Origin of the sequence: Mammaliicoccus sp. FSL K6-3158 (genome assembly GCF_038005105.1) — a bacterium.
Lineage (GTDB): Bacteria > Bacillota > Bacilli > Staphylococcales > Staphylococcaceae > Mammaliicoccus > Mammaliicoccus sciuri.
The window spans coordinates 1,580,800-1,606,198 of sequence record NZ_JBBOSL010000001.1; the positions used below are offsets into that span (position 1 = coordinate 1,580,800).

The 25,399-nt window shown below is 31.4% G+C and carries 31 protein-coding genes; 8 read left to right on the forward strand and 23 right to left on the reverse strand.

Annotated elements, in window-relative coordinates:
• Positions 1–59: 59 nt before the first annotated feature.
• Positions 60–566 carry a DUF2621 family protein gene (locus MHH94_RS07870; protein WP_025905909.1) on the forward strand — a complete coding sequence of 169 codons (507 nt, stop codon included), beginning with the start codon at positions 60–62 and terminating at the stop codon, positions 564–566.
• A gap of 20 nt (positions 567–586) precedes the next feature.
• On the opposite strand, the gene MHH94_RS07875 is transcribed toward MHH94_RS07870, so the two are convergent.
• The 6 genes from MHH94_RS07875 to sosA form a co-directional block, all read right to left on the reverse strand.
• Positions 587–1,057, reverse strand: coding sequence for a CcdC family protein (locus MHH94_RS07875; protein WP_025905907.1), 471 nt, complete (start codon positions 1,055–1,057; stop codon positions 587–589).
• 38 nt (positions 1,058–1,095) lie between these two features.
• The gene (locus MHH94_RS07880) at positions 1,096–1,782 is read right to left on the reverse strand and encodes a cytochrome c biogenesis CcdA family protein (protein ID WP_078104443.1); all 687 of its coding nucleotides are present in this window, start codon (positions 1,780–1,782) and stop codon (positions 1,096–1,098) included.
• A gap of 185 nt (positions 1,783–1,967) precedes the next feature.
• Positions 1,968–2,198, reverse strand: coding sequence for a YneF family protein (locus MHH94_RS07885; RefSeq protein WP_025905903.1), 231 nt, complete (start codon positions 2,196–2,198; stop codon positions 1,968–1,970).
• A gap of 126 nt (positions 2,199–2,324) precedes the next feature.
• Positions 2,325–4,313 (reverse strand): transketolase, encoded by a 1,989-nt coding sequence (gene tkt, locus MHH94_RS07890; RefSeq protein WP_119650334.1) that lies wholly within the window; start codon positions 4,311–4,313, stop codon positions 2,325–2,327.
• 85 nt (positions 4,314–4,398) lie between these two features.
• Entirely contained in the window at positions 4,399–4,635 is a 237-nt protein-coding gene (locus MHH94_RS07895) for a DUF896 domain-containing protein (protein ID WP_025905900.1), read from the reverse strand.
• 77 nt (positions 4,636–4,712) lie between these two features.
• A complete protein-coding gene (gene sosA, locus MHH94_RS07900; RefSeq protein WP_058591456.1) occupies positions 4,713–4,922 on the reverse strand; it encodes a DNA damage-induced cell division inhibitor SosA in 210 nt (69 codons plus the stop codon).
• A gap of 144 nt (positions 4,923–5,066) precedes the next feature.
• Here sosA and lexA point away from each other — a divergent pair, with 144 nt between their 5' ends.
• Complete coding sequence (lexA, locus tag MHH94_RS07905; protein WP_119650333.1) at positions 5,067–5,687, forward strand: transcriptional repressor LexA; 621 nt, start codon at positions 5,067–5,069, stop codon at positions 5,685–5,687.
• A gap of 305 nt (positions 5,688–5,992) precedes the next feature.
• Here the strand turns inward: lexA and MHH94_RS07910 are convergent, their stop codons facing one another.
• The 3 genes from MHH94_RS07910 to MHH94_RS07920 all read right to left on the reverse strand — a co-directional run bounded on the left by MHH94_RS07910 (position 5,993) and on the right by MHH94_RS07920 (position 9,041).
• Positions 5,993–7,009: a CAP domain-containing protein gene (locus MHH94_RS07910; protein WP_119650332.1), complete on the reverse strand. Its 1,017-nt coding sequence runs from the start codon at positions 7,007–7,009 to the stop codon at positions 5,993–5,995.
• 18 nt (positions 7,010–7,027) lie between these two features.
• Positions 7,028–8,011: a GMP reductase gene (guaC, locus tag MHH94_RS07915; RefSeq protein ID WP_025905892.1), complete on the reverse strand. Its 984-nt coding sequence runs from the start codon at positions 8,009–8,011 to the stop codon at positions 7,028–7,030.
• Between the two features lie 91 nt (positions 8,012–8,102).
• A complete protein-coding gene (locus MHH94_RS07920) occupies positions 8,103–9,041 on the reverse strand; it encodes a metal ABC transporter solute-binding protein, Zn/Mn family (RefSeq protein ID WP_107617007.1) in 939 nt (312 codons plus the stop codon).
• A 160-nt stretch (positions 9,042–9,201) separates the two neighbouring features.
• Between MHH94_RS07920 and rpmG the strand changes: the two genes are divergently transcribed.
• The 4 genes from rpmG (at position 9,202) to MHH94_RS07940 (ending at position 12,980) form a co-directional block, all read left to right on the forward strand.
• Complete coding sequence (rpmG, locus tag MHH94_RS07925; RefSeq protein ID WP_049318964.1) at positions 9,202–9,351, forward strand: 50S ribosomal protein L33; 150 nt, start codon at positions 9,202–9,204, stop codon at positions 9,349–9,351.
• A gap of 203 nt (positions 9,352–9,554) precedes the next feature.
• Complete coding sequence (locus tag MHH94_RS07930; RefSeq protein WP_119650331.1) at positions 9,555–10,997, forward strand: amino acid permease; 1,443 nt, start codon at positions 9,555–9,557, stop codon at positions 10,995–10,997.
• 255 nt (positions 10,998–11,252) lie between these two features.
• The gene (locus tag MHH94_RS07935) at positions 11,253–11,567 is read left to right on the forward strand and encodes a hypothetical protein (RefSeq protein ID WP_119650330.1); all 315 of its coding nucleotides are present in this window, start codon (positions 11,253–11,255) and stop codon (positions 11,565–11,567) included.
• A 12-nt stretch (positions 11,568–11,579) separates the two neighbouring features.
• The gene (locus tag MHH94_RS07940) at positions 11,580–12,980 is read left to right on the forward strand and encodes a phosphoribosyltransferase domain-containing protein (RefSeq protein WP_048542740.1); all 1,401 of its coding nucleotides are present in this window, start codon (positions 11,580–11,582) and stop codon (positions 12,978–12,980) included.
• A gap of 49 nt (positions 12,981–13,029) precedes the next feature.
• Here MHH94_RS07940 and MHH94_RS07945 read toward each other — a convergent pair whose 3' ends face one another.
• The 4 genes from MHH94_RS07945 to MHH94_RS07960 form a co-directional block, all read right to left on the reverse strand.
• Positions 13,030–13,836, reverse strand: coding sequence for a Cof-type HAD-IIB family hydrolase (locus tag MHH94_RS07945; RefSeq protein WP_058591452.1), 807 nt, complete (start codon positions 13,834–13,836; stop codon positions 13,030–13,032).
• Between the two features lie 68 nt (positions 13,837–13,904).
• Positions 13,905–14,816: a homoserine kinase gene (gene thrB, locus MHH94_RS07950; protein WP_078355747.1), complete on the reverse strand. Its 912-nt coding sequence runs from the start codon at positions 14,814–14,816 to the stop codon at positions 13,905–13,907.
• Complete coding sequence (gene thrC / locus MHH94_RS07955) at positions 14,813–15,877, reverse strand: threonine synthase (RefSeq protein ID WP_119650396.1); 1,065 nt, start codon at positions 15,875–15,877, stop codon at positions 14,813–14,815. Before thrC ends, thrB begins: the two co-directional genes overlap by 4 nt.
• Position 15,878: 1 nt before the next feature.
• Positions 15,879–17,156: a homoserine dehydrogenase gene (locus tag MHH94_RS07960; protein WP_058591449.1), complete on the reverse strand. Its 1,278-nt coding sequence runs from the start codon at positions 17,154–17,156 to the stop codon at positions 15,879–15,881.
• A 198-nt stretch (positions 17,157–17,354) separates the two neighbouring features.
• Between MHH94_RS07960 and MHH94_RS07965 the strand changes: the two genes are divergently transcribed.
• Complete coding sequence (locus tag MHH94_RS07965; protein WP_058591448.1) at positions 17,355–18,728, forward strand: aspartate kinase; 1,374 nt, start codon at positions 17,355–17,357, stop codon at positions 18,726–18,728.
• A 38-nt stretch (positions 18,729–18,766) separates the two neighbouring features.
• Here the strand turns inward: MHH94_RS07965 and MHH94_RS07970 are convergent, their stop codons facing one another.
• The 4 genes from MHH94_RS07970 to MHH94_RS07985 form a co-directional block, all read right to left on the reverse strand.
• Positions 18,767–19,360 carry a hypothetical protein gene (locus MHH94_RS07970; RefSeq protein WP_058591447.1) on the reverse strand — a complete coding sequence of 198 codons (594 nt, stop codon included), beginning with the start codon at positions 19,358–19,360 and terminating at the stop codon, positions 18,767–18,769.
• An 81-nt stretch (positions 19,361–19,441) separates the two neighbouring features.
• Positions 19,442–19,771 (reverse strand): nucleoside triphosphate pyrophosphohydrolase family protein, encoded by a 330-nt coding sequence (locus tag MHH94_RS07975; RefSeq protein ID WP_119650398.1) that lies wholly within the window; start codon positions 19,769–19,771, stop codon positions 19,442–19,444.
• Between the two features lie 4 nt (positions 19,772–19,775).
• On the reverse strand, positions 19,776–20,660 hold the full coding sequence (locus MHH94_RS07980) for an NAD(P)-dependent oxidoreductase (RefSeq protein ID WP_084754681.1): 885 nt from the start codon (positions 20,658–20,660) through the stop codon (positions 19,776–19,778).
• Positions 20,661–20,963: 303 nt separating this feature from the next.
• Positions 20,964–21,536 (reverse strand): N-acetylmuramoyl-L-alanine amidase, encoded by a 573-nt coding sequence (locus MHH94_RS07985; protein WP_153653375.1) that lies wholly within the window; start codon positions 21,534–21,536, stop codon positions 20,964–20,966.
• Between the two features lie 92 nt (positions 21,537–21,628).
• Here MHH94_RS07985 and MHH94_RS07990 point away from each other — a divergent pair, with 92 nt between their 5' ends.
• Entirely contained in the window at positions 21,629–22,552 is a 924-nt protein-coding gene (locus MHH94_RS07990; protein ID WP_340840537.1) for a diacylglycerol/lipid kinase family protein, read from the forward strand.
• A 106-nt stretch (positions 22,553–22,658) separates the two neighbouring features.
• Here MHH94_RS07990 and MHH94_RS07995 read toward each other — a convergent pair whose 3' ends face one another.
• From MHH94_RS07995 to MHH94_RS08020, 6 genes are all read right to left on the reverse strand, one after another.
• A complete protein-coding gene (locus tag MHH94_RS07995; protein WP_058591443.1) occupies positions 22,659–22,862 on the reverse strand; it encodes a TM2 domain-containing protein in 204 nt (67 codons plus the stop codon).
• 153 nt (positions 22,863–23,015) lie between these two features.
• The gene (locus tag MHH94_RS08000) at positions 23,016–23,225 is read right to left on the reverse strand and encodes a hypothetical protein (RefSeq protein ID WP_048542719.1); all 210 of its coding nucleotides are present in this window, start codon (positions 23,223–23,225) and stop codon (positions 23,016–23,018) included.
• 154 nt (positions 23,226–23,379) lie between these two features.
• The gene (locus tag MHH94_RS08005) at positions 23,380–23,544 is read right to left on the reverse strand and encodes a hypothetical protein (RefSeq protein WP_162841924.1); all 165 of its coding nucleotides are present in this window, start codon (positions 23,542–23,544) and stop codon (positions 23,380–23,382) included.
• Positions 23,545–23,632: 88 nt separating this feature from the next.
• Positions 23,633–24,001, reverse strand: a complete 369-nt coding sequence (locus MHH94_RS08010; RefSeq protein WP_078355743.1) for a YbgA family protein — start codon at positions 23,999–24,001, stop codon at positions 23,633–23,635.
• 4 nt (positions 24,002–24,005) lie between these two features.
• Positions 24,006–24,479: a pyrimidine dimer DNA glycosylase/endonuclease V gene (locus tag MHH94_RS08015; RefSeq protein WP_058591441.1), complete on the reverse strand. Its 474-nt coding sequence runs from the start codon at positions 24,477–24,479 to the stop codon at positions 24,006–24,008.
• Positions 24,480–24,497: 18 nt separating this feature from the next.
• Complete coding sequence (locus tag MHH94_RS08020) at positions 24,498–25,238, reverse strand: sulfite exporter TauE/SafE family protein (protein ID WP_119650400.1); 741 nt, start codon at positions 25,236–25,238, stop codon at positions 24,498–24,500.
• Positions 25,239–25,399: the final 161 nt, after the last annotated feature.

Genomic DNA, 25,399 nt, shown 5'->3' on the forward strand with positions numbered 1-25,399 from the left:
TAATATTTATTAGACAGGTTGAAATGCTTCATTTATACTAAATCTAAGGAGTGATTTCATTGAGTAACGCATTTATATTTTTTATTATTTTATGGTGCATCGTATTTATTTCGTTACTTGCAATCGGTGGATTCTTTATGTTTCGTAAATTCTTAAAACGTATGCCTAAAGATAATGGTATGAGTGAACTTGATTGGCAAGACTACTACATTAATAAAGCTTTACCATTATGGAATGATGAAGCACGTAGTTTATTAAACGAACTCGTTTCACCTGTTCCAGAATTATTTAGGGATGTTGCGAAAGAAAAGATAGGTGGACGTGTCTCTAAAATTGCATTAGAAGAACATGCCACAACAATCGAACTTGACCATATCATGAGAGGATACATCGTAGCAACACCAAAAAGAGATCACAAATTCATGAAGAAAAAGCTAACCGAACTTAATATAGATTATACACCATATTTAAAATTGTTCGAATTAGCTGATGATGAGAAGAATAAATTTTCTATATTTGATCATAGAGAAGAAATTTCAAATGCAAAAACAACGCACACTCAATAATTGAGATGTGCGTTGTTTTTTTAATTTACAATTGGCATACGGTCTTTTAATTTTTTATATTTTACATACATGGCTATTCTCCAAGGTACAATCATACTAAATGCGAGTAAGAAAAACATACCTGCTAATTGACCTGGATCGATTGAATCACTTAAGAAAAATTTACCGACTGATCTAATGATTAATAGCGATATTAAAATAACCGGAAATAATTTAGAACGTTTCATATAAATTTCTGATCCTTTAACTTCAAAGTTAGAAGTAAAGATAAGAAATAGAGAAAAGAACAAACCAACTAAAATTGCTTCTATAATTTCACTGCCATTTAATCTAAAGTACGGTACAACATACATCAATGCACCTGTAGCCATAAAAAATGGCGGTAATACGATCTTTTTAGCATTCGTTGGATAATTTTGTGCTTTCATTCTAACAACAATAACTGCCAATCCCATTAAAGCTGCTATTACAAATGAAAAAAGGAAATACATATCTAAAACCCCTTATAAGTACGAAATATCAATAATATTTAATTTAAACCTAATGATTGGAAGAATATCGTGATCTCCGTTAATAAATCAAAGAACAGTAATATTCCCATAATTATCATAATTATACCACCAAACTTCATGATAGCAACATTGTACTTTTTAATAATTTGTAATTTAGTTATAAAGAATGTCAGTACGAAAAATGGAATGCTGAATCCTAATACATATAACAACATATAAAGTAATGCTTGTGATGAATTAGTAGCAGCTAACGTACCAATCGCTGCAATAATTGGACCATTACAAGGTGTCCATCCCGCAGCAAATGCCATACCTATAAGAAAAGTACCTATATAACCTGTGGGTTTCGTCTTGAAATTTATTTTACGGTCTTTCATTAGAAATTGTGGTTGAAATACACCTAATATAATGAGACCAAATACAATAATAATAATGGCACCTAATTGCCTGATTAACGTTTGGTAATTAATCAGCATACCAGAAATATATCCTATCCCCATTCCTAGTATCATATATATAACACTAAACCCAAGCAAAAAGATAATCGTATGTAGGATTGCATTACGACTAAGTCCTTTAGTTTTGATGTCGTCATAACTCATGCCTGTTATATAAGAAATAAACGCTGGATAAATAGGTAATACGCAAGGAGATACGAAACTTAATATGCCTGCACCAAAAGCTACAAATACTGTGATTTCCACAATGATCCCCCTCTCACTCATATTCTATTTTATCAAATAACAATTAAGTTAAAACACCTTTATTTGAACAATAAGTGAAAACTTAAACAAAATAAGAAACGAGCCTTAGACTGTTGTGTACGTCTGAGACTCGTTTAAAAATATCACGGTTATACGTTTTATTTTTACTTATGATTAATATAAGATTATTTAATTTTTTGATCCATATTCTTATTCATCATTGTCATCATTTGATTAATTTTCTTTTGAGATGGTTTTTGACCCATTTGCATCATCATCATACGTAACATTTCTTCGTTAATTGGTGGATTCTTTTTCAAGTAATCCATCATATATTTACGTGCAAGGAAGAATCCAAGTGCAAGCCCACCGATTAATGCCACGACGATTAATAATATTGCTAACCACGTTGCCATTATTTCACCCACTTTCTGTATCCTATAAAAGTTTACTAAATTCATTACATTTTATCAAGATGAAACTTAATGTTTAAAATGAAAAAGCCTCAACCAAGTTTCTTGGATGAGGCTTTTTAAGATTCTTTAGAAGCTTAATACTTGGTTTAATACATTTTCTTTTGTAAATCCGTATTTTTCAACTACTAAGTCGCCAGGCGCACTTGCACCGAATGTATCAATTGTAATGACTTTTCCTTCAATGCCAATATATTTATGCCAACCTAGAGAAGATGCCATTTCGATTGCTACACGTTTAGTGATTGATGTTGGTAATACTGATGCTTTATATTCAGCATCTTGTTGATCAAATGCATGCCAGTTAGGTAATGATACAACTTGCACACCTTTACCTTGTGCTTCGATATCTTTAGCTGCATCAACAGCTAATGAAACTTCTGAACCAGATGCTAGTAGTAAGTATTCAGGTTCGATTTCTGAACGATATACAACATATCCGCCTTTACGAACACCTTCTTCTAACACTGATTCTTCAACATCTAAAGCTGTTAAGTTTTGTCTTGTTAACACTAAAGCTGTTGGTGTCGTTTCAGATTCTAAAGCTACTTTCCATGCTACTCTTGTTTCGTTACCGTCTGCAGGGCGAATAACGTTTAAGTTAGGAATCGCTCTTAATCCAGCTAATTGTTCAACTGGTTCATGTGTTGGGCCATCTTCACCAACAGCAATTGAATCATGTGTGAATACAAATGTTGAAGGTATGCCCATAATTGCTGAAAGTCTTACAGCTGGTTTCAAGTAGTCACTGAATACGAAGAATGTTGCACCATATGGTTTAACACCACCGTGTACTGCCATACCATTAACTGCAGCAGCCATACCAAATTCACGAACACCAAACCAAACATTGCGTCCTTCTGGAGTTTCGCTACTAAAGTCAGCTTCATCTTTAACATTTGATTTGTTTGAAGATGCTAAGTCAGCTGAACCACCAAAGAATGCAGGTACTGATTTACTTAATGCTTGAATCACTTCACCTGAATCCGCACGAGTGGCACTGCTATTTCCAGCTTCATAAACTGGTAATTCTTTATCATAATCAACAGGTAATTCATTAGAAATGGCTTGTTTAAATGCTTGTCCTAATTCTGGATAATCATTTGTATAAGCTTCGACTAATTTTTCCCATGCTACTTCGTCTTCGTTTGCACGTTTAAGCATTGTTTCACTGAAGATATCATACACTTCTTGAGGTACATTAAAGCGTTTAGAAGGATCTAAACCGTATGCTTTTAATGCTAATTCACGTTCTTCTTCTCCTAATGGAGCACCATGCACGCCATTAGTACCTGCTTTATTAGGCGCACCATAACCGATAACTGTTTTAACTTCGATTAATGTTGGGCCTTCTAATGTTTTTGCTTTAGTAATCGCTTTATCAATAGCTTCTAAGTCATTACCATCTTCAACTAAGATATAGCTCCAACCATATGAAGTGAATCTTTCTTTAACATTTTCAGAGAATGCTTTATTTAACTCACCATCTAATGAAATATCATTAGAATCATATAATGTGATTAATTTATCAAGGTTTAAGTGACCTGCTAATGAAGCTGCTTCATGAGAAATACCTTCCATTAAGTCACCATCACTTGCTAAAACATATGTGTAATGATCTACTACATCGTATTTATCTTTATTAAATTTACCTGCTAAGTGTTTTTCAGCCATTGCCATACCAACACTCATTGCAAAACCTTGTCCTAAAGGTCCTGTTGTAACTTCTACACCATCAGTATGTCTAAATTCTGGGTGTCCAGGTGTTTTAGAATCCCATTGTCTGAAGTTCTTCACTTCTTCAAGTTCTAAACTACCTGAAACGTGTAATAAACTATATAGTAATGCAGAACCATGTCCAGCAGATAAAACAAAACGGTCTCTATTAAAATAGTTCTTAGATTGTGGATTGAAATTTAAATGCTTAGTCCATAATGCATATGCCATAGGTGCAGCACCCATTGGTAAACCAGGATGTCCTGAGTTAGCTGCTTCAATAGCATCTATACTTAAAGCACGGATTGAATCTACTGCAAGTTGATCTTTTTCATTAAACATAAATGTAGTCTCCTTTATTCTTGTAATCCCTTTTCATTATACATGAAATTTTTTCAAAAATTAATTATTATTACTTAATTTATACTTACTTTCTTATATTATTATTTTTTTGAATTTCTTTTACCTTATCAGGAGTTACATCATTACCTTCTGGATCAATGATTTTAGTATTCTCGATTGTATTTTTAAAATTCCCGCGGAAAGCTTGTAAATACTCAGCGCGTAATTTTGTTTGTTCTTTAGCTTCACTATCTGTTAAACCTTCAGATTTCTTTTTGTTCGCTAATTCATTAATTCTTTCTATTTTTGCTTTATCTAGCATAATATCCCCACTTTCTTTATACATAAAAGATACCAAAAAACACGAGTAAATCCAAATGGATTTACTCGTGTTTAAATTCAATCTATTGACCCTACTAATGTATTGGAATCAGATATATGGTTATGTTGTTTATCGCTTTGTTGTTTAATTTGGTGATCGGTCATTTCGTACGTTTGTTCTGTATTATAAAGATCATTAGACTGAGCTAAATATAAATATCCAATTAATAAAGTCATTAAGAATACTGCTATATACACTAATATTGTCTTCTTAATTGTAATTGTCATACTCAATTCCTCCTAGAACGTTTGTTTGTATTATTATAATAACAGAACAACTGTTCGTAGTCAATAAAAATACGAACAAATGTTTGTTCAAAGGAAACGTATGTGCTATAATAAATTTAAATAATTAATTGGGAGCGTGCGACTATGAAAGAATTAACTAAACGTCAATCTGAAATATATCAATTCATCAAACATATAGTACAAACGAAAGGCTATCCGCCTAGCGTACGTGAAATTGGTTTAGCAGTCGGCTTAGCGTCAAGCTCTACAGTACATGGTCATTTATCAAGACTAGAAGAAAAGGGCTACATTAAACGTGATCCAACTAAACCACGAGCAATAGAAATCACAGAAACAGTTGGAGAGAACATTAACCAAGAGAACACCATTCACGTTCCAGTTATCGGTAAAGTTACAGCAGGTATACCTATTACGGCTGTAGAGAATGTAGAAGAATACTTCCCATTACCAGCACATTTCACATCAACACATAATAGCAATATCTTTATATTAGATGTTGTCGGCGATAGTATGATTGAAGCTGGTATACTAGACGGCGATAAAGTAATCGTACGTAGTCAATCAATCGCTGAGAATGGTGATATCATAGTTGCAATGACAGAAGATGATGAAGCTACAGTTAAACGTTTTTACAAAGAGGAAACGCGATATAGACTTCAACCAGAGAACAATACAATGGAACCTATTTATTTAGATAACGTTACAGTATTGGGTAAAGTTGTTGGATTGTTTAGAGAAATGTAACATAACAAAAAGGAGATGCGCTTGCATCTCCTTTTTTCATATTCCCTTTATCGAGTTCTTTCTTTACTTGTCATATATTTATAATACATCTTTTTTATTTAATAATTCTTTAATACGTTCTAAGACATCTAAATCTTTTCGTTTTATTTCTTTATTTTCCATGTAAAACTACCCCTTTATATGTTATTTCACCAATCAAAATTACTAGAAACAACATGTGTTAAACATTTAAGGAAATATGAAATATTGACTTTTCTCGATTTAATTATATCAACGTTGATAAGATAATATCATTTATCTCTTTTCTATTGTTGCGTGATGTAGTTCTCCGTCCAATATGGCTGTAATTCTTCACCAATATCAACACCTACACCTAATTCTTTATAATCTTTATTTAAAATGTTTTTTCTATGTCCAAGTGAATTCATGAGACCATGATGTGCATATATACTACTGATTTGACCATAAGCCAAGTTTTCCCCAGCTGTTACATATTTAAAACCATCTCGATCTAATCTATCAAATGGAGACATACCTTGTTTGTTATTATGATCAAAATAATCATTATTCACCATGTCTTGACTATGCTTTCTTGCAGTTTCGCTAATACGTTCATTATAAGTTAATGTTGGTAATCCAAACTGTACTCTTTCGGCATTTACAAGATCAAAGTTTTGTAATTCTAAAGCTTTTTTATATTCATCAGATGCTGCATGATACTGATTCGTTCGCTTATCTTCAGTTGATGATGCAATCTGCATGAGACCTTTAATTTGATTATTTTCATGTTTATCATAAAACACGGTTGTATAGATGTTATCAAATTTGAAAACATCATAATCTTCATCATTTTGTATGAGTTTCACTTTTTCTTTTTCTATTGCTTTCTCAGGCTCACCAAGTATAGAACGAACTTTATCTTTGTTCATTTTACTTGTGATACCTTTTTTAGAAGTTATAAGGTCTTGGTTTGTATATAAACCAGTTACTTTGTCATGATCATAACTTACCATCACAAATTCATGATAGTCGTTATGATACACATGCCATTTCTCGTTATATTCATTAACCGTTATACGCTTAGGTTTACCAAGTTTCTTTTCTACTTCGCTTTTTGTTTGATTGATTTGAATATTATTAATCGCAAATTCTTGGTCATCTGGTGTCTTCAGTTCAACCTTTTTAGCTGATTCTTCGTGTTGTAATCCTTGTTGAACATTCAATACTTTTTGCCCAATTTGTCTAGACAAATCTGATTCTGGGACTGGCTTGATAAGTGTTAAGCATAATAGCAACATAAATAAAAAGAATACTTTTCTCAAGTCGTCACCTCTCTTGTTTTAGCCGCGATCACTGTCACCATTAAATATTGAATTACGAACAATTACATAGTCTACTTTTGTAATAGAATGTAGATCTTTTCCACCTGCATATGAAATAGAACTTTGTAAATCTTGTTCGATTTCAATTAACGTATCTTTTAGAGAGCCTTTATGTTCTACAAACATCTTTTTACCCTCTACATTTTTACGCTCACCTTTTTGAAATTCAGATGCACTACCGAAATACTCTTTATATAGTTTACCTTCTAATTCAACTGTTTCACCTGGAGATTCTTCATGTGCAGCAAATAATGAACCAACCATTACCATACTTGCACCAAATCTAATAGATTTAGCAATGTCACCGTTAGTTCTAATACCACCATCAGCAATCATTGGTTTTCTAGCAGCTTTACTACAAGCGTTAATTGCAGCTAATTGCCATCCACCAGTACCAAATCCAGTTTTAATTTTTGTAATACATACTCTACCTGGTCCGATACCAACTTTTGTTGCGTCAGCACCCGCATTTTCAAGTTCACGAACACCCTCAGGTGTACCAACATTACCTGCAATTACAAATGATTCAGGAATATGTTGTTTAATATGTTTAATCATTCTAATAACTTGCTCAGAATGACCGTGTGCAATATCTATTGTTATATATTCAGGAACAAGCCCTTCATTAGAAAGTTGTTCTATAAAAGTATATTCATTGTCTTTAACACCTACAGAAATTGAAGCGAATAAGTTTTGGCTTTGCATTTTTTTGATAAATGGAATACGTCCTTCTTCATCAAAGCGATGCATGATATAAAAATAATCATTACTAGCAAACCATTCAGCTAGTTCTTCATTCATGACTGTTTGCATATTGGCAGGTACTACTGGTAATTTAAATGTCTTTGGACCAAATTTTACAGTAGTATCACATTCAGAACGGCTTTCTACTATACATTTATTTGGTATTAACTGTACATCTTCATAATCAAAAATTTTCATATCAATAACCTCTTTCACAACTATTAATAATAATCCATTAGTTACTATACATGGTTAAGTAGTAAAAGTAAACGAAATAATACTATAAATATTATTTATTTAGAGCTTTATCAAGAGTTTTGATATTTTCTTCCATTAAAGACTGATATGAAATATTTTTTTGTTTTGCTTCATCTTTAGTTAATACTTCTAAATTATGAAATTTTAACGGTTTACTTTTTGTATCTTTCTTTATAATATCTGTCATTTTTGAACTAACATTTTGTTCATATAAAATATATGGAGATTTCGAATTGTTAATATCTTTAATAATTTCTAATATTTCTTTTTGAGTTGGTTCTTCATTATTCATGCCTGTGACACCTTTTTGTTTAAAATGATATCTGTTAGCTAAATAACCTAGAGAATCATGAGAAATAAATACTGTATCTCTTTTTGTATCTTTCGTTATGTTTTGTAAACTTTCATCAATTTCGTTTATATCTTTAATGAGGTCTTGATAATTTTTTTGATAATAATCTTTATGCTCTGGATCCTTTTGAATGAGTTTTTCTTTAATGGATTTAGCCGCTTCTTTATTGACAATTGGGTCTAACCAAATATGTGGATCATTAGCACTTTCTTCGTGTTCATGTTCATGCTCTTCTTCATCATGCTCATGATGATGTTCTAAAATATGACTTTCTTTCAAATTAGCTACCGCTTCTAATTTATGATCATCACTTTTAATAGTAGAACTAATTTTTTTAGCTACTGGATCTAATTCATTTGAAGAATAAATAAATAGATCACTTTTAGCGATATTGAGTATTTCTTTTTGAGTTGGCTCATAGTTATGTAAATCTGTACCGCTTGGGTAAATAGAATTGGCATCTACATATTTGCCACCAATTTGTTTAGCAAAGCTTTCATATGGAAAGTTTGTAGCATAGATTTTAATTTTGTCATCCTTTGATGTTTGGTTATTACAACCTGCAAGGATGAACGCCATCATTAATAGTGCACCAACTATAATATATATTTTTTTCATATTTTAACTCCTACATGATTATTTGTTTTAATTATAACAATATACGCTTTTACACATCATATCGCAATTATATAATACACATATTTTTGCATTGAAAACTCATTTGTATTATGCTAAAATTATAAAACGTAACGATTACTGAATAGAAAGGCTGATGAACATGCGTGTCAATATCACGTTAGCATGTACTGAATGTGGCGACAGAAATTATATTACAACTAAAAACAAACGTACAAATCCTGAACGTATTGAAATGAAAAAATACTGTCCAAGATTAGGTCGTCACACTTTACACCGCGAAACTAAATAATTTCTTATTTTATAAGAAAATATACGACAAAGAAGTCAATTCATACATTTGAAATGACTTCTATTTTTATACATTGAAACTTTATGACTTTAAAGCATTTATGCGTTAAAAGTTTTTGTTGCTTATTTACTGAAATACTAATAAAATAATATGTATATTTTATTTACAGATAAATTGTACTATTAGAAAGCAAGGTGAATTATATGGAAGAAATGAAACGAGGATTAAAGACTAGACACATATCAATGATTGCCATTGGTGGTTCAATTGGTACTGGTTTGTTTATGGCGAGTGGTGCAGTCATCACTCAAGCAGGACCTGGTGGTGCACTTATAGCTTATTCTATTATTGGTGTTATGCTCTACTTTTTAATGACAGCTATAGGAGAACTTGCAACTTTTTATCCAGTTTCTGGTTCATTTAGTGCATACTCAAGTAGATTTATAGATCCGTCAGCAGGATTTACTGTTGGTTGGCTTTATTGGGTAATTTGGGCACTGGTAACAAGCGTCGATATATTAACTGCAGCAAAAATCATTACATACTGGGATATATTCCAAAATATTAACCCGTTTGTATGGAGCATTATTTTCTTAATCATTCTATTTTTATTAAATGCTTTTACAGTTAAAGCATTTGGTGAAGCTGAATATTGGTTAAGTTTTATAAAAGTTGCGACTATTATCATCTTCTTAATAGTTGGTGTTCTTGTGATATTTGGAATATTAGGTGGAAATGAACCATTAGGATTATCAAACTTCACTTATAAAGAAGCACCATTCGTAAATGGTATTTCTGGTTTCTTAGGCGTACTACTTGTTGCTGGATTTAGCTTCGGTGGTACAGAAGTAGTAGCCGTAACAGCTGGTGAATCTGAAAACCCTAAAGAATCCATGCCAAAAGCAATTAGACAAGTATTCTGGAGAATTTTATTATTTTATATTTTAGCAATCGCTGTGATTGCAGCAATTATTCCATATACTGATCCATTGTTATTAAATAAATCAAACACTGTAACACAAAGTCCGTTTACAATCGTATTTGATAGAGTTGGTATAGCATTTGCTGCTTCCATTATTAATGCAGTTATTTTAACAGCACTTATTTCAGCTGGTAACTCAGGCTTATATGCTACAAGTAGATTACTTTACTCACTTGCTCAACATAAGCAAGCACCTAAGTTTATCAATAACTTAAATAGAAACAATATGCCGTTCGTTTCATTATGCGTCACAATCGTATTAATTTTCGTGTCTATCGTATATGCAACGATTAACGCTGATGGTTATTATAGATTGTTGAATATGTTAGGCGCACTTGTTACTTTAGTTTGGCTAATGAGTATTATCAGTCATATTCGATTAAGGATGGCCATTAAGAAACAAGGCAAATCAGCGACAGATACACTTGAATATAAAGCACCTTTATATCCATTAGGACCAATCATCGTAATCGCTGTTATAGCATTCTTATTAATCGGTCAATCATTTGATAGCATTATGACATTGAACTTCCCAGTATTAATCGAATCATTCTTACCGATTATATTAGGTTTCGTAGTATACTTTATTCATAAATTCACAACGAAATCAAAAATTATCAAACTTGAAGATATTGATTTAAGAAAACACCAATATAAGAAATAATTTTTAAAAGCGCCACTCAATCAACTTGAGTGGCGTTATTTATATCTAAAATTTTGTTCGTGCATGCTTTCCTTAGATACACTTCTGCCTACTTTTGTAACAATAAATCCTACACAAAATATCATTCCCCTAATCCCGAACTCCCTTGTTCAAAACGTTTATAAAAATTTGCTAACTATAATCTACTTTTTCATATCGCGATATATATAGTATAATAAATATTAATGATAATTTTAGAATAAAGAAGGTGTAAATATGACAGGTCAAACTAATTTATTTGATGATGTTATGGAACAAGATGAACGCTTTGTCATTGTTGTTCAAAGCATTTATGACACACATGCTCAACTCGTTAAGAAGACACTTAGAGAATATACAAGTTTAACTCGGGAACAGATGCAATCATTATTTGTTCATCTTAAAGATTTATATTTAAATGAACCATTTGAAGAGAATCAAGCATTTTTTGATATTACTGTTTATACGAACCAAGACTATGCAGCGGACCAAATTTATGCGCATATTAAGAGAAAGAAATTCAGCCATGAATGGACGCATACAAGTAAATAAAGGAGTAATCACATGTCCCAAGTAAGTAAAGTTTTTCCTTTAGATAACGAACAGCAAGTTGAAGTGAAAGTTAAAGAAAATAGATTTGATTTTGAAATAGATGAAATGCTCGCAATTACACAAGAAGAACATTCAGAATTTCCATTTATACCAGTATCTCCTTGTTTAGGATATTCTAGAGGATTATATCCAGAGCATCCTTTACTTGTTGGTTTATTATTAGGATTCTTATATCATGAGTCGTTAACAGGCGAAACGGATGAACGTATTCAAACGATCGCTAAAGCTATTAACAGTAAAAATCGCAGTAAAATGATTCAAGCCTTAAATATGGTTGAATCTAATAAACTTGGTCACTATCCACCAACAAGATTTTTAGGCTTAAGTGAACGTGCTGTCAATTTAGGACAATCGATTTTTAGTTTATTTGATGATGATGTGATGTTCTTAGCTTCTACACGAGATAAGATTATTTCTCATCCACCATTATTAGATCATAGCGATATTGTTGATCCTCAAGAACGTTTATATTTCTATACGAAAGATAAAGACTTCTTTGATAATGATGAACGTGTCGCAATCATTGATAATCATTTATTAAATGGTAATTCTGTACTAAATCTCATTAAAAAGATTTATGATAAATGTCCTGAAAGAGAAACATTCACTGTATTAACACCTATTGATTTAAGATCTCAAAGTGTTAAAGAAGCATTCTCAAGTTTGGAAAAATCTTTAAATATTAAAATCAACATCATTTCACTTATGTCGTTTGATGTAGAAATTACAGCTATTGACCATGAGACGAAAGATTTAATTCAAAATGAACTACTAGATAATCAAAAACACGATACGAAAGTTCAATATTACTCATTAAGAAATGTCATAAATGATCATTTTATTGTAAAAGCACAAAACATGCTGCGTGATGGTACGATTCACGATAATCCATATTTTATTTCAACAGGTAGATTCACTTTAAATGGTAAAGAACAACAAGTATCTGAAGATCTATTTCAACGTATGGGAGAATTATTGAATGACTTTTTAGATGATTCACCTAAATTTGTCATTGGTATAGGAGAATTCTTATACGTTCCACTTCAAATTGCTCGTTATTTACCTGGTAAAGAAATACGTGTACAAGGTACTACTCGCTTTAATTTTGATTCGAGTACATTAAGACACTCTAATAAAAAAATTAGCTTTATGTCTCCATTGGAAAGAACAATCACACATTATTTATACAATTTAGAGATTGATCAGTACGAACAAATCATCGTATTTGTTGAAAGACTGAGACATAAAACTGAAATTGATGATATTGTACAACAATTAAAAATTCTTGGGGCAAAATCAATTCTAGTAATTGAAATGACTTCAATCGCATTTAATGAAGATCGTCACGAATAATAAAAAGCAGTTCAAATCTTAAAAATTTAAGGTTTGAACTGCTTTATTTTTATGCATTTAATATTTTTTCTAACGCTGTTACAATACCATCATGGTCATGGTCGTCTGTAACAACATCTGCAATACCTTTAATCGTATCGTTCGCATTTCCCATAGCAACACCAACTGCTGCTCTTTCTAACATGTCAGAATCATTTAAACTATCACCAAAAGCTATCACTTCTGAGAAATCCGCATCAATTTGATCAAACAATCTTTGCAACGATTTCCCTTTAGAAACTTCACTATTCATGAATTCTAAAAAGTACGGTTTACTTATTGTTGATGACACTTGGTCATTAAATTTACCATTCAACGCTTCATTTGCACTTGCAATATTTTCCTCGAAATCAATACCCATTATTTTTGGAACATCACCTATAATAGCTTCTTTAATATTATTAACTTTACTCATTGGAAGACCTGTTAATTCACTTTCAATGTTCATATAATCATGTGTCGTATCATGAATAATTTGGTCATTTAAATATGTTAAATAAAAGAAATTATGACTTCTACAATAATCAATAATATCGTGTGCATCTTTTTGACTAATTGTTTGATTAAATAGGATACTTTGGTCTTCAGCATTTATAACAAAAGCACCATTGTAACTTACAATATAACCACCATAGCTTTTTAAATCTAGCACTTCTGCATGCTTAATCATACCTGCAGTTGGTCGCCCCGATGCAAGTATTAACTTCATGCCTTCTTTTTGTTTCTCCATTAAGTATTGATATGTTACTTCACTTATTTCATTCTTAGAAGTCAAAAGTGTATCATCCATATCCATTACGATGTATTTATATGTCATGTTGTTCTCCTTAAATATAATAATGCTTATATTCTATCATACATAGAATATAAGCATCTCAGTTTTGTTTATAAGTTTATGATTTTTTGACTAATACCATAACGATTAATGGTTACCAATTCTGATTCACAATCTTCAAATTGATCTTGTAACGCCCTTACAAGTTTACCACTCAATTCTTTTTTGACGAGCGTTAATACAGTTGGACCAGCACCACTAATAACAGTCGCATACGCGCCATGTTCTATAGCTAATGCTTTAATACGTTCAAAATCAGGGATCAAATGTTGACGATAAGGTTCATGAAAACCATCTTTCATCATCATCTTTCCAGCTAATTCATAATTATGTTGAATTAATGCACTAATCATCGTGTTGCTTATTGCACTATATTTAACGGCATCTTTTAAAGATAGTGTTTCTGGTAATACTTTACGCGCTTTCTCTGTTGATAGCTCATACTCCGGTATTGTAGCAATAACATCAACTTTTGGTATATCTATATATGATACATCCGTATGTTTAGCTTCTGGATCATATACCCCTAAGACTAATCCACCATAAATTGTTGGGGCAACATTATCTGGATGTCCTTCAATTTCAGTTGCAAGTTGTAGTAACTCATATTTAGATAACTTTAAATTCGCAAAATAATTTGCAAGAAATAACCCCGTTACGAGCGCAGATGCTGAACTACCTAATCCTCTCGCAAGTGGAATATCGCTATACATTTTTAAATTTAATGCTGGCATTTCTTTCGAAAATTTCTCTGTAGCAGTTTGTGCAATTTTAGTAATATAATGTTCCTCATTAACAGGTAAACCTTTCAGATGAGGTCCAACATGCTCAAAATGCCATTTTCCATCTTCGGACAGATACGCTTCTACTTCTAAATATTTATCTAGAGCCATTCCGATTGAGTCGAAACCAACCCCAAGGTTAGCAGTTGAGGCTGGTACTTTAAGCTTTAATTTCTTCATTTTAATGCACGCTCAATATAATCAATAATTGCTTGTTCGTCATTTTCTAATGGTGTAATTGGCGAATCAAGTAAATCAATAGCAGTATCAGGATCTTTCAATCCATTTCCTGTTAAAATTGCTACAACAGTTTGATTCGGCTCTAATTTACCTTGTTCATGCAATTTCAACAAACCTGCAATTGAAGCATTACTTGCTGGCTCACTGAAGACGCCCTCTTTACTTGTCATAAGTTTGTATGATTTAAGAATTTCTTCATCTGTCACACTATCTATTAATCCATTTGATTCATCACGTGCTGCCTCGGCCAATTTCCAACTAGCTGGATTCCCAATTCTAATCGCAGTCGCTACTGTCTCTGGATTTGTTACAACTTTACCTTGTACGATTGGAGATGCACCTTCAGCTTGGAAACCGCACATAACAGGTAGACCTGATTGATTTAATTGATGATATTCTTTGAAACCTTTCCAATATGCTGTTATATTTCCAGCATTTCCAACTGGTATCGCAAATAAGTCTGGTGCTTTACCATCTAATTGCTCTACAATTTCAAATGCACCAGTCTTCTGCCCCTCAATTCTATATGGGTTTACAGAGTTTACAAGTGCTATTTCACCTTTTTCTGCAACTTTTTTAACGATATTTAATGCTTCATCAAAATTCCCTTTAATTGATACAATTTCAGCACCGTACATAACTGCTTGTGCTAATTTACCAAGTGCTATTTTACCTTCAGGAATAACAACAATTGCTTTTAAACCTGCTCTAGCAGCATAAGCGGCAGCTGAAGCTGATGTATTACCAGTAGAGGCACATATCACGATTTTTTTACCTTCTTCTTTCGCTTTTGCAACTGCCATTACCATACCTCTATCTTTAAAAGAACCTGTAGGGTTAAGACCTTCAAACTTAGCGAATAAATTAATGTTCAATTTATCAGATAAATAAGGTAAATGAATTAATGGTGTATTACCTTCATTTAAAGTCAATTCTGGTGTTCCTTCGTTCACTGGTAAATATTCTTTATAATTATGAATTAATCCTTGCCATCTGCCCATATTACTTATCTCCTTCAATTGGATAATATTTCAAAATATTAATGCCATTTTCTTTTAATTGATCAAATGGTAATTCATCAATACCTCTGATGACAATACCATACGTATTTTCAGTACGTTGTTCTACTTTAACACTTCTATGAAATTCAATTGTCGCTTTAATATCATCTCTTAAGACATCTTCATCTTTGTCACTTTCAACGATAATAAAATGACTATTTTTCAGTGGGAATTTAACTACTTCATCTTCAACGATTTCTTTCGTACGTTCTGTTTTAAGTTCAAAGTGTGGAGGTAATGTATGTAAATCTGATTCAAATTGTAATGAAACATTTAATAAATCAGAAACAACAGCACTACCAGTAGCTAAACTACCAGCACCTTTACCATAAAACATTGTGTCTCCAACAGCATCACCAATTACATATATTGCATTATATTCATCTTCAACATGCGCCATTTGATGGCTATTTGGTAACAATGTCGGTTTAACACTTGAAATAACACGACCATTCTCGTATTTACCTTGACCAATTAATTTAATTTTATAGCCTAATTTTTCTGCAACTTTAATATCTTCGATTTCAACATCTGAAATACCAACTCTTTCAACATCATTTAACGAAATCACTCTATTAAATGATAAATAGCTCGTAATTACAACTTTACGAGCTGCGTCAATTCCTTCGACATCGTCAGTTGGATCCGCTTCTGCATACCCTAAATCTGTTGCAAGCTGCAATGCTTCATCATAAGATTTTCCTTCACGAGTCATTTGACTAAGAATAAAGTTAGATGTGCCATTAAAGATACCCATAAATTGATTAATATTATTGGCATTTAAACCATTATTAATCGCATTCACAATCGGAATACCACCTGCTACACTCGCTTCATATTTGAGTGCAACTTTATTTTTCTCAGCTAAATCTTCTAAATCTCTTAAATGTACGGCTAATAAATCTTTATTTGCAGTAATGACGTGTATACCTTTAGAAAGAAATGCTTTCAACCATTCTACTGTTGGTTCGATACCACCCATTACTTCAACAACGATATCTAATTCTTCATCTTCTAAAATTTCGTTAATATTTTCAGTTAAATGATAGCTAGAAGTATTAATTGCACGTTTCTTGTTTACAGAACTCACAAGAATATGTTTAATATGTATAGATTTCCCAATCGTGTCTTCTATTTGCTTTTTATTTTCTTCAACAATCTTCACGACACCTGTTCCAACAGTGCCGAGACCTAATACTGCTACATTTAATACTTTCATTTCCTCACTCACCTTAAATATATTGTTCTTGTTAAAAATACAAATGTCTACTTGAAATAGACTCAAGTTTATTATAGTATAAATTCATTAAAGTTTTTTGTAAAGTTTGAATAATTAGAATTAATAGTAATATTATCATTATTTCTCGCTTTGTAAAGAGCTACAATTACATTACCCCCCAGTAAAAGGACTGATAAAATGAAAGTTTCAAAATTTGGCGGAAGTTCCGTCGCTAACAGTGAGCAAATTAAAAAAGTCGTTAACATCATTAACTCTGATGATGAAAGAAAAATTGTAGTCGTATCTGCACCTGGAAAAAGATTTAAAGAAGACATTAAAACAACGGATTTGCTCATACGCTTATATGAAAAAGTCATTAATCAATTAGATTATTCAAACAAACTCAATCAAATCGTTGATCGTTATGAAGAAATTGTGACTGAACTCAACATGGATCGTTCTATTTTAGATGAAATTAAACGTCATTTACTAAATTTGATAGACGTGTACCATGATAAACCTGAACGCTTATTAGACGGTTTAAAGAGTTGTGGAGAAGATTTTAATGCACAACTCATTGCACAATATAATAATCAATTAGGCCACCCTACACGTTATCTATCACCTAAAGAAGCTGGCATAATCGTCACAGATGAACCAGGCAATGCTATGATATTAGAATCGTCGTATGAGAATATTTATAAATTACGTGATTATGATGAAAAATTAATTATTCCTGGATTCTTTGGTTATTCTGAAAATGATGATATCGTGACCTTCCCTAGAGGTGGATCAGACATAACAGGTGCTATCTTAGCCAGAGGTATTAAAGCAAGTTTGTATGAGAACTTTACGGATGTATCTGGTATCTTTAGAGCAAATCCAACAGTTGTATCTCAACCTGAAGTGATTCCAGAAATCACATATAGAGAAATGCGTGAATTATCATATGCTGGTTTTGGTGTATTTCATGATGAGGCACTAGAACCACTTTATAAAGATCGTATTCCAGTTGTCATCAAGAATACAAATAGACCAACTGATAAAGGTACTTACATTGTGAGTGAACGTAACATCTCTCATTTATCTCATATCGTTTCAGGCGTTAGCTGTGATAAAGGATTTACAATTATAAACGTCAAAAAATACTTAATGAATAGAGAAGTTGGATTTACACGTAAAGTACTTAGTATCTTAGAAGAAGAAAATATTTCAATAGAACATATCCCATCTGGTATCGATAGTATTAGTATTATTATGAGATCGACTCAAATTAAAGGAAAAGAAGAAAGAGTTTTAAGTAAAATTCGAGAAAACATACCAGTAGATGAATTAACAATTGATTATGATTTAGCTATTTTAATGATTGTAGGAGAAGGTATGAATAAAGCAGTTGGTACAGCAGCTGGAGCAACTGCAGCACTCAGCAAGAGGAATGTGAACTTGAATATGATTAACCAAGGTTCATCTGAAATTTCTATGATGTTTGGTATTGATGAGCAATATTCTGATATAGCCGTTCAAGCTATATATGATGAATATTTCGCAAATAAAACAACACAACTCGCATAATAACTAAAAGAAGCCAATGATTTAATCATTGGCTTCTTTTATGTATCTGATAAAATAATCTGATTAAGTTTTTCTTTTCCTATCACTTTTCTAAGCATAAAGAATTGGTAATAACTTAAATGTTGTATTAACTTTTGATATTTATAAATATCATCTTGTCTCAGTTCATGATATAGCTTGTACATCATTTGAATTTCTGGTCGTAAATACTTCACATCATGTTCTAAGCTATGGAAATATATTTTGTAATCTTCCACTTCTATATTGTGATCATGACTAAATTGCCATTTCTCATCTTTCGTTTCATATATATAAACTTTAAGAATCTTACATTGCTTTTTCTGATTATAAATATAATATTTCTTATATTCTCCAAGTTCTTCAACAGTAATTTCTTTTAGTTCATTCAATGGTGTCTCAACTACTATTTGATAATGGCGTTCTAAAAAGTAGTTTGCTAAAGTAAGCACCTCTTCTCTGCTTACTGTTATGCTCATGATTTCCTTAGTGTGCGTATATTCATTTAAAAATAAATCAATCGCACTTTGTCCACAAACAATATATTGAAATGGATAGTCAGACATTAACTGTTTTAGTTCATCTATAGATAAATATTGTTCGTTTCCTTCCAATATAGCTACCTCCTACGAAAGCGTTTTCACTCCTTTTCATTCTAACAGTTTTGTCATTATTATCCAATAGATAATTGTTTATTATTCTTTACGATTTAGTGAATCTTCTTTTGAAAATCCATTTGGATATCTATTTTTAAGTTTTTCAATATTTAATTGACCAATTTCATCTAAATCTACATCAAGAGCAGAAGCGCAACATGCGATATACCAAAGTACATCACCTAGTTCTTTCTTTAATGCTTCTTTGTCTAATTCATGACCATGAAATACGTATTTCTTAACAGCATCTGCAACTTCACCAGATTCTCCTGTTAATCCTAATGCACCATTAATCAAGCTTTTATCAGGATCTCTTTTAACATCAGACATTGTTCTTGATGCAAGGTTTTGATATTCATTTAAATCCATTGTATTACCCCTTTTTAATGTGATCTTTTAATAATTGAATAACAGATTGAGTACCATTATCTTCAAAACCTGCTTCACTTAGTGCATCGTATACTTCTTTGGCTTTTAATAATCCAGGCATATATAAGTCTCTTTTTTCACTTTCTTCTATCGCAATTCTCATATCTTTAATGAAATGTTTAACATAAAATCCTGGTGCATAGTCTCCTTTAACCATTCTTGGCCCTAAATTGGATAATGACCAACTACCTGCCGCACCGTGTTCAATAGAACTGAACACTTTATCTATATTTAATCCCGCTTCTTCAGCATATATAATGGCTTCTGCTACACCTAACATACCTGCTGCGATTGCAATTTGATTAGCAAGTTTCGTATGTTGTCCATTGCCACTTTTACCTTGATAGACGACATTTTGTCCAATAACATTAAAAATATCTTCAACTTGATTAAATACTTCTTCATCTCCACCGACCATAATAGTTAATGTAGCATTTTTTGCACCGACATCACCACCAGATACGGGTGCATCTAAACTGTTAATATTTTTTGTTTTTGCTTCATTATAAATCCTCTCTGCAAGAGCAGGACTTGAAGTTGTCATATCTATAATAGTTGTGCCTTCTTTAGCATGGTTTATAATCCCACTTTCATCTAAATAAATAGATTCAACATCTTTAGGATAACCAACTATAGATATAATCACATCACTAGTCATAGATAAATCTGCAATAGTGTCACACCAAGTCGCGCCGATTTCTACCAATTCATCTGCTTTAGATTTCGTTCTATTATAAACGTTTACTTCATAGCCTTTATTAATTAAGTGTGTTGCCATAGATTTTCCCATAACGCCTGTACCTACAAAACCGATTGTTTTTTTAGTCATTTGAATTCCTCCTGCATATTCTAATCATATAAACATTATACAGATTTATCAGAAAAATCTAAACAAACACACTTAGTCTTTTAGCTTAAATTAATCATTATAAAGCAGAAAGGAGACAAAAATATGAAGGCGAATTAACAAATCCTGAAAAAGCTTCATTAACTGCATTAGAAAAAGGAACATACAATGGTCCAGAACAACCTGAACTATTCTATAACGCATTAGTTCAAATACAACAACAATATGCACAATAATTAAAAAGCGTGGGATAGAAATCAAATGATTTCACATCCACACGCTTTTTTAATTCAATATATATTGCTTAATTTGTTCGATAAAATAATCTTTCATTTCATTTATAATCCACTCATCTGGCATGCCATCTAATGTTGTCTTCCAATTCGTATGAATTTCTAATGAACGATGTGGACATTCAGTTTCACTAAACTCCAAATGTAATCTAACAGTATCACGATTAGGTGTTAAATTATAATCAATCATATCTGAAGCGATTGCTCTTAATGTTTCCTGCTCATTTAATAAAAATTCTTCATCCGTACTTGAGAGAGATTCTAATACTTCATAACCTAAATATTGTTCATTACCTATTGAATTAGCGGTATGCCATGCAATACGCTCAGTATCAATCGCTTGCCATTGTTGATTTCTATCGATGTAATAATGCGCGATACCTTGGACATATCTTTCTTCAGGTGCGTCTATTAATACTTCACGCCATTCATTAGCATTTAACTCACTTGCATCGTTATGGATCACAACACCTAGTAAAGGTTGCTTTCTTTTGTCCATTTCATAATGGATATAATCATTTTGTGAAGCGATAATAATCCTCCCCTTTTCAATGCTTTTATTCATTTTAACACATTAAAATATTTTATTTAAAATTGTTTATCAATCGTTATACATGGTATTGTAATAAAAGGTACAATACAGGAGGTATAACGATTATGACACAACATTTTCATAGAGGAATTTTATTTTACCACGAAGCAGCTGGCCAAGGTAATATATATAAAGAACTCGGACAAGTTACAGAAAATTTAACTCAGCTTTGTGATGAATTAACAATAAAATTAAGTAAAGAAGAAGGACAAATCCGTTCTTATTGTAAAACATTAGTTGCCGATACAAACGAACAAACTTATGATGTTATTTTTGTACTAGGCGGCGATGGAACTTTAAATGAATTAATAAATGGTGTCGTAGAAAATAATCTCCAAATACCCATTGGTGTCTTACCTGGTGGAACATTCAATGATTTCACTAAGACTTTAAATTTATCTCAAAAACCAATGCAAGCTTCTCAAGATTTATTATCGAGTCAAATTAAGTCATTTGATGTATTAGATGTCAATGGTACCTATGCACTTAACTTTGCAGGTATTGGTTTAATGGTTCAAAACGCTGAAAATGTTGAATCCAACCAAAAAGAATTATTAGGTAAATTCAGTTATATTTTTTCTACTATAAAAACGGTAGCTAACCCAGAAATTTATCAATATGAATTAACAGCTGATAACGAAATATATTCAGGTGAAACATCGATGATTTTGATTGCGAATGGTCAACATGTAGGTGGTAGTAGAATACCTTTAGAAGACTTATCCCCTACTGATGGTAAAATGAATATATTTATTTTCGATAAACAAAACTTCAGTATCATCAATGACTTCTTTAAAGTAAAAGATAGCATGAATTGGAATGAGATTAGTGACAGCATACAACATATATCATGTGAAGCAGCTACGTTATCTACTGATCCATCAGCCAAATTAGATATAGACGGTGAAATTCTGTTCGAAACGCCTGTTGAAATAAAAATATTACGTGACCAAGTTAAATTGTTCTATGTAGATTTGAATAATGAATAATTAAAACCCGCTTCACTGAACATATACAGTGAAGCGGGTTTTTCGAAAAATTATTTATAATGATATCTAGAGTTTTAAAAAATTAATAAAAGCATTTCACAACATGCTATGCTTGAATATTACCATGTTCATCAGATTGTCTAAACAATGCAAATATAGCACTGAAGAATGCGATAACATGTGGAATCCCTGTCCAACAGAATGCTAAGTGTAATAGTCCAACAACTGGTTTTTGAGCATAAAATTTATGAACGCCAAAGTTTCCTAATAACACAGCTAATGCGATATAAATCCATTTATTTACGAGCATAATATCCCTCCTTCAACTATAAATATTATTATAGTCTCTCTATAGATATATTACCCAAATATAAACGAACAAAATCAGTAATAGTATGACAATTTTGTCACTTATCAATAAAAAAGCTGCCTCAAGTTTTAAAACTTGAGGCAGCTAAATGCATTAGTTACCTAAATAGTCATTAAAATCAGCAATAAATTGATCTTTGTTCTGTGCTGAAGGATATTGTAATCCACCTAAAATAATAGATTGGCTACTTATTGTAATAAAGTCATAATCAATGGAATGTCTCAAAAATATATTTTTTGCTTCTTCTTGATTGTATTTATTCTCTAAATTCTCAAATACGATAATCTTTTTATCAAAAAACATAACTGCCTCCAAAAAACTTAATATATAAATACTACAAAACTATATTAAGCGAATCTAGAGGGAATTGATGTAAATGCTTATTAATAATGTGTTATTACATATATTTTATAGATTTACAGAACAAATTTAAATGTTTTTAAATGATTATGATTGATTATGAATTTTTGATAAACTCTTTCTCTAAATGATCCATCATGTTCTGGGCTTTTTTTAATCCTGGAGATTCGTTTTCTTCTTCCATTTGTTCGAGTTCCACTATATTAAATTGTACTTCTTTTTTTAAAGTGTCCCACATTTTTTGATATACACGTTCTTCCATTTTATTCAGCCTCCTTAAAATCTACTTTCTATATAATATTTACCCTTTTCAAAGTTACACAATCATCATTAAACTTTTGATTGTTAAATCAATGTAAAATAGTAGATTCTAATAAATACTTTTGATTATATTTCATAGCAAGCTTGTATATAAATGTGATTAAACAATGGTATTGAATTTCATTTTCTTGATATTGAGATTTATACTTCAAATATTGGTTACGTTCTTCTTCAGTAGCAATTTTCTTAAAATACCCCCACATATGATCATAAGTGTTGATGATTGATCCTTTAGTCGGAACAATGGCTTTAGCATCATCAATCATACTTTGTAAATCGTCATATGAGATATCTCCCTTTAAAGACTCTCTTATATCTAAATATGACTTTTGACTATGCATCATGACATTATATTTTTCATGTCTCCATAATTTTTCAATATCTGACCTTTTACGCATGTTATCACCTACTTATATTACACCGAGGTGCAATTTTATCTTCTGTCCATTTCATAAATAATAATTTTTCATATTCTAAATAAGCTTGATCATTCATTAATTTCGTTTCACCATAAACAAATATAGGTGATAATTTTTCAGAAGAAAATGCGCCATCTTTAATACCTTTATCTATCATATCACCCATTTGAGAAATTTGATGTTCAAAGTCTTTAGACCTTTTCCCACCTCTTCTTCTATGTTCTTTATCCATATCTAATAATAAGTGATAAGTGTCCTCTAAATACGGATAGCCATCATTAAAAACATGCTTTACAATAGGATGACTTAAATAACGTGTATTACCTTCAATATATTCTAGCTTCGCTAAACATACATTAATGATTTGATAAAGTTCTAATACTTGTTTAGAAAGACGGCGGTTATCTAAAAATTTTGCACTTATTTGATGATTCTCATGAACTCTAAAAATTTGCATTGCGTAATTCCTCTCTCATTATTTAACAATCATGATGATACCGAAGCAAATCAATAACATATAAATATATTTAATTAAAGCACGTTGATCAATTTTAGTATTGATGATATGACCCAGCCATAATGTAAGGATTATAAGTGGTAAAATTGCCAATAACAAATACCAAAGTGATATTGACCAAAATCCTGAAACACCATGACTAAAGACAATAAAACAACCTGTAATAAAAAAATGTACTTGTGAAATATTTTTCAAATCTATTACATGCCATTTTTTTAAAGTTCCATATATAATAATCGGTACACCGTGACTATTATATGCACTACCTAAAACACCTGAAACAATACCTGCAATATAGTCATAAAACTTTGGAATATTCAATTTAACTTGGTATATATTCTTATAATAATTAATAAGATTAATAGCACCGTACAATAATATAAATACCCCTAAAAATTTAATAATCACATCTTCATTTGCCCATTTAACAATTATGATTCCAATCGGTGTCCCAATAATAGAACCAATTAACAAACGTTTAATAATAGACCAATCTAGATTGCCACGGCTTCTAATAAACACAGGAAAAGACACTAATAACCCAACAATTGCCACCACAGAAATAGACAATTTAAAATCTAAATTTAATAAAGCGAGTAATGGCATCGTGACTAAAGCCTCACCAAATCCAAACACAATTCTTACCATTGCCCCCAGTAGAATTGAAAAAATAACGAGTGTCCAAATTGTAATATCCATAGAATCCCCTTTAATATGTTTATAAAATAAAAACACCTTCTAAACATTAGAAAGTGTCAAAATCTCATTAATATTCTACTTCCATTATACCTTTTTTAAGAACTAAAAAATATGAAAATGGTTTAAAAGCAAGGGAATACTAGAATATTTCAACATCGTAT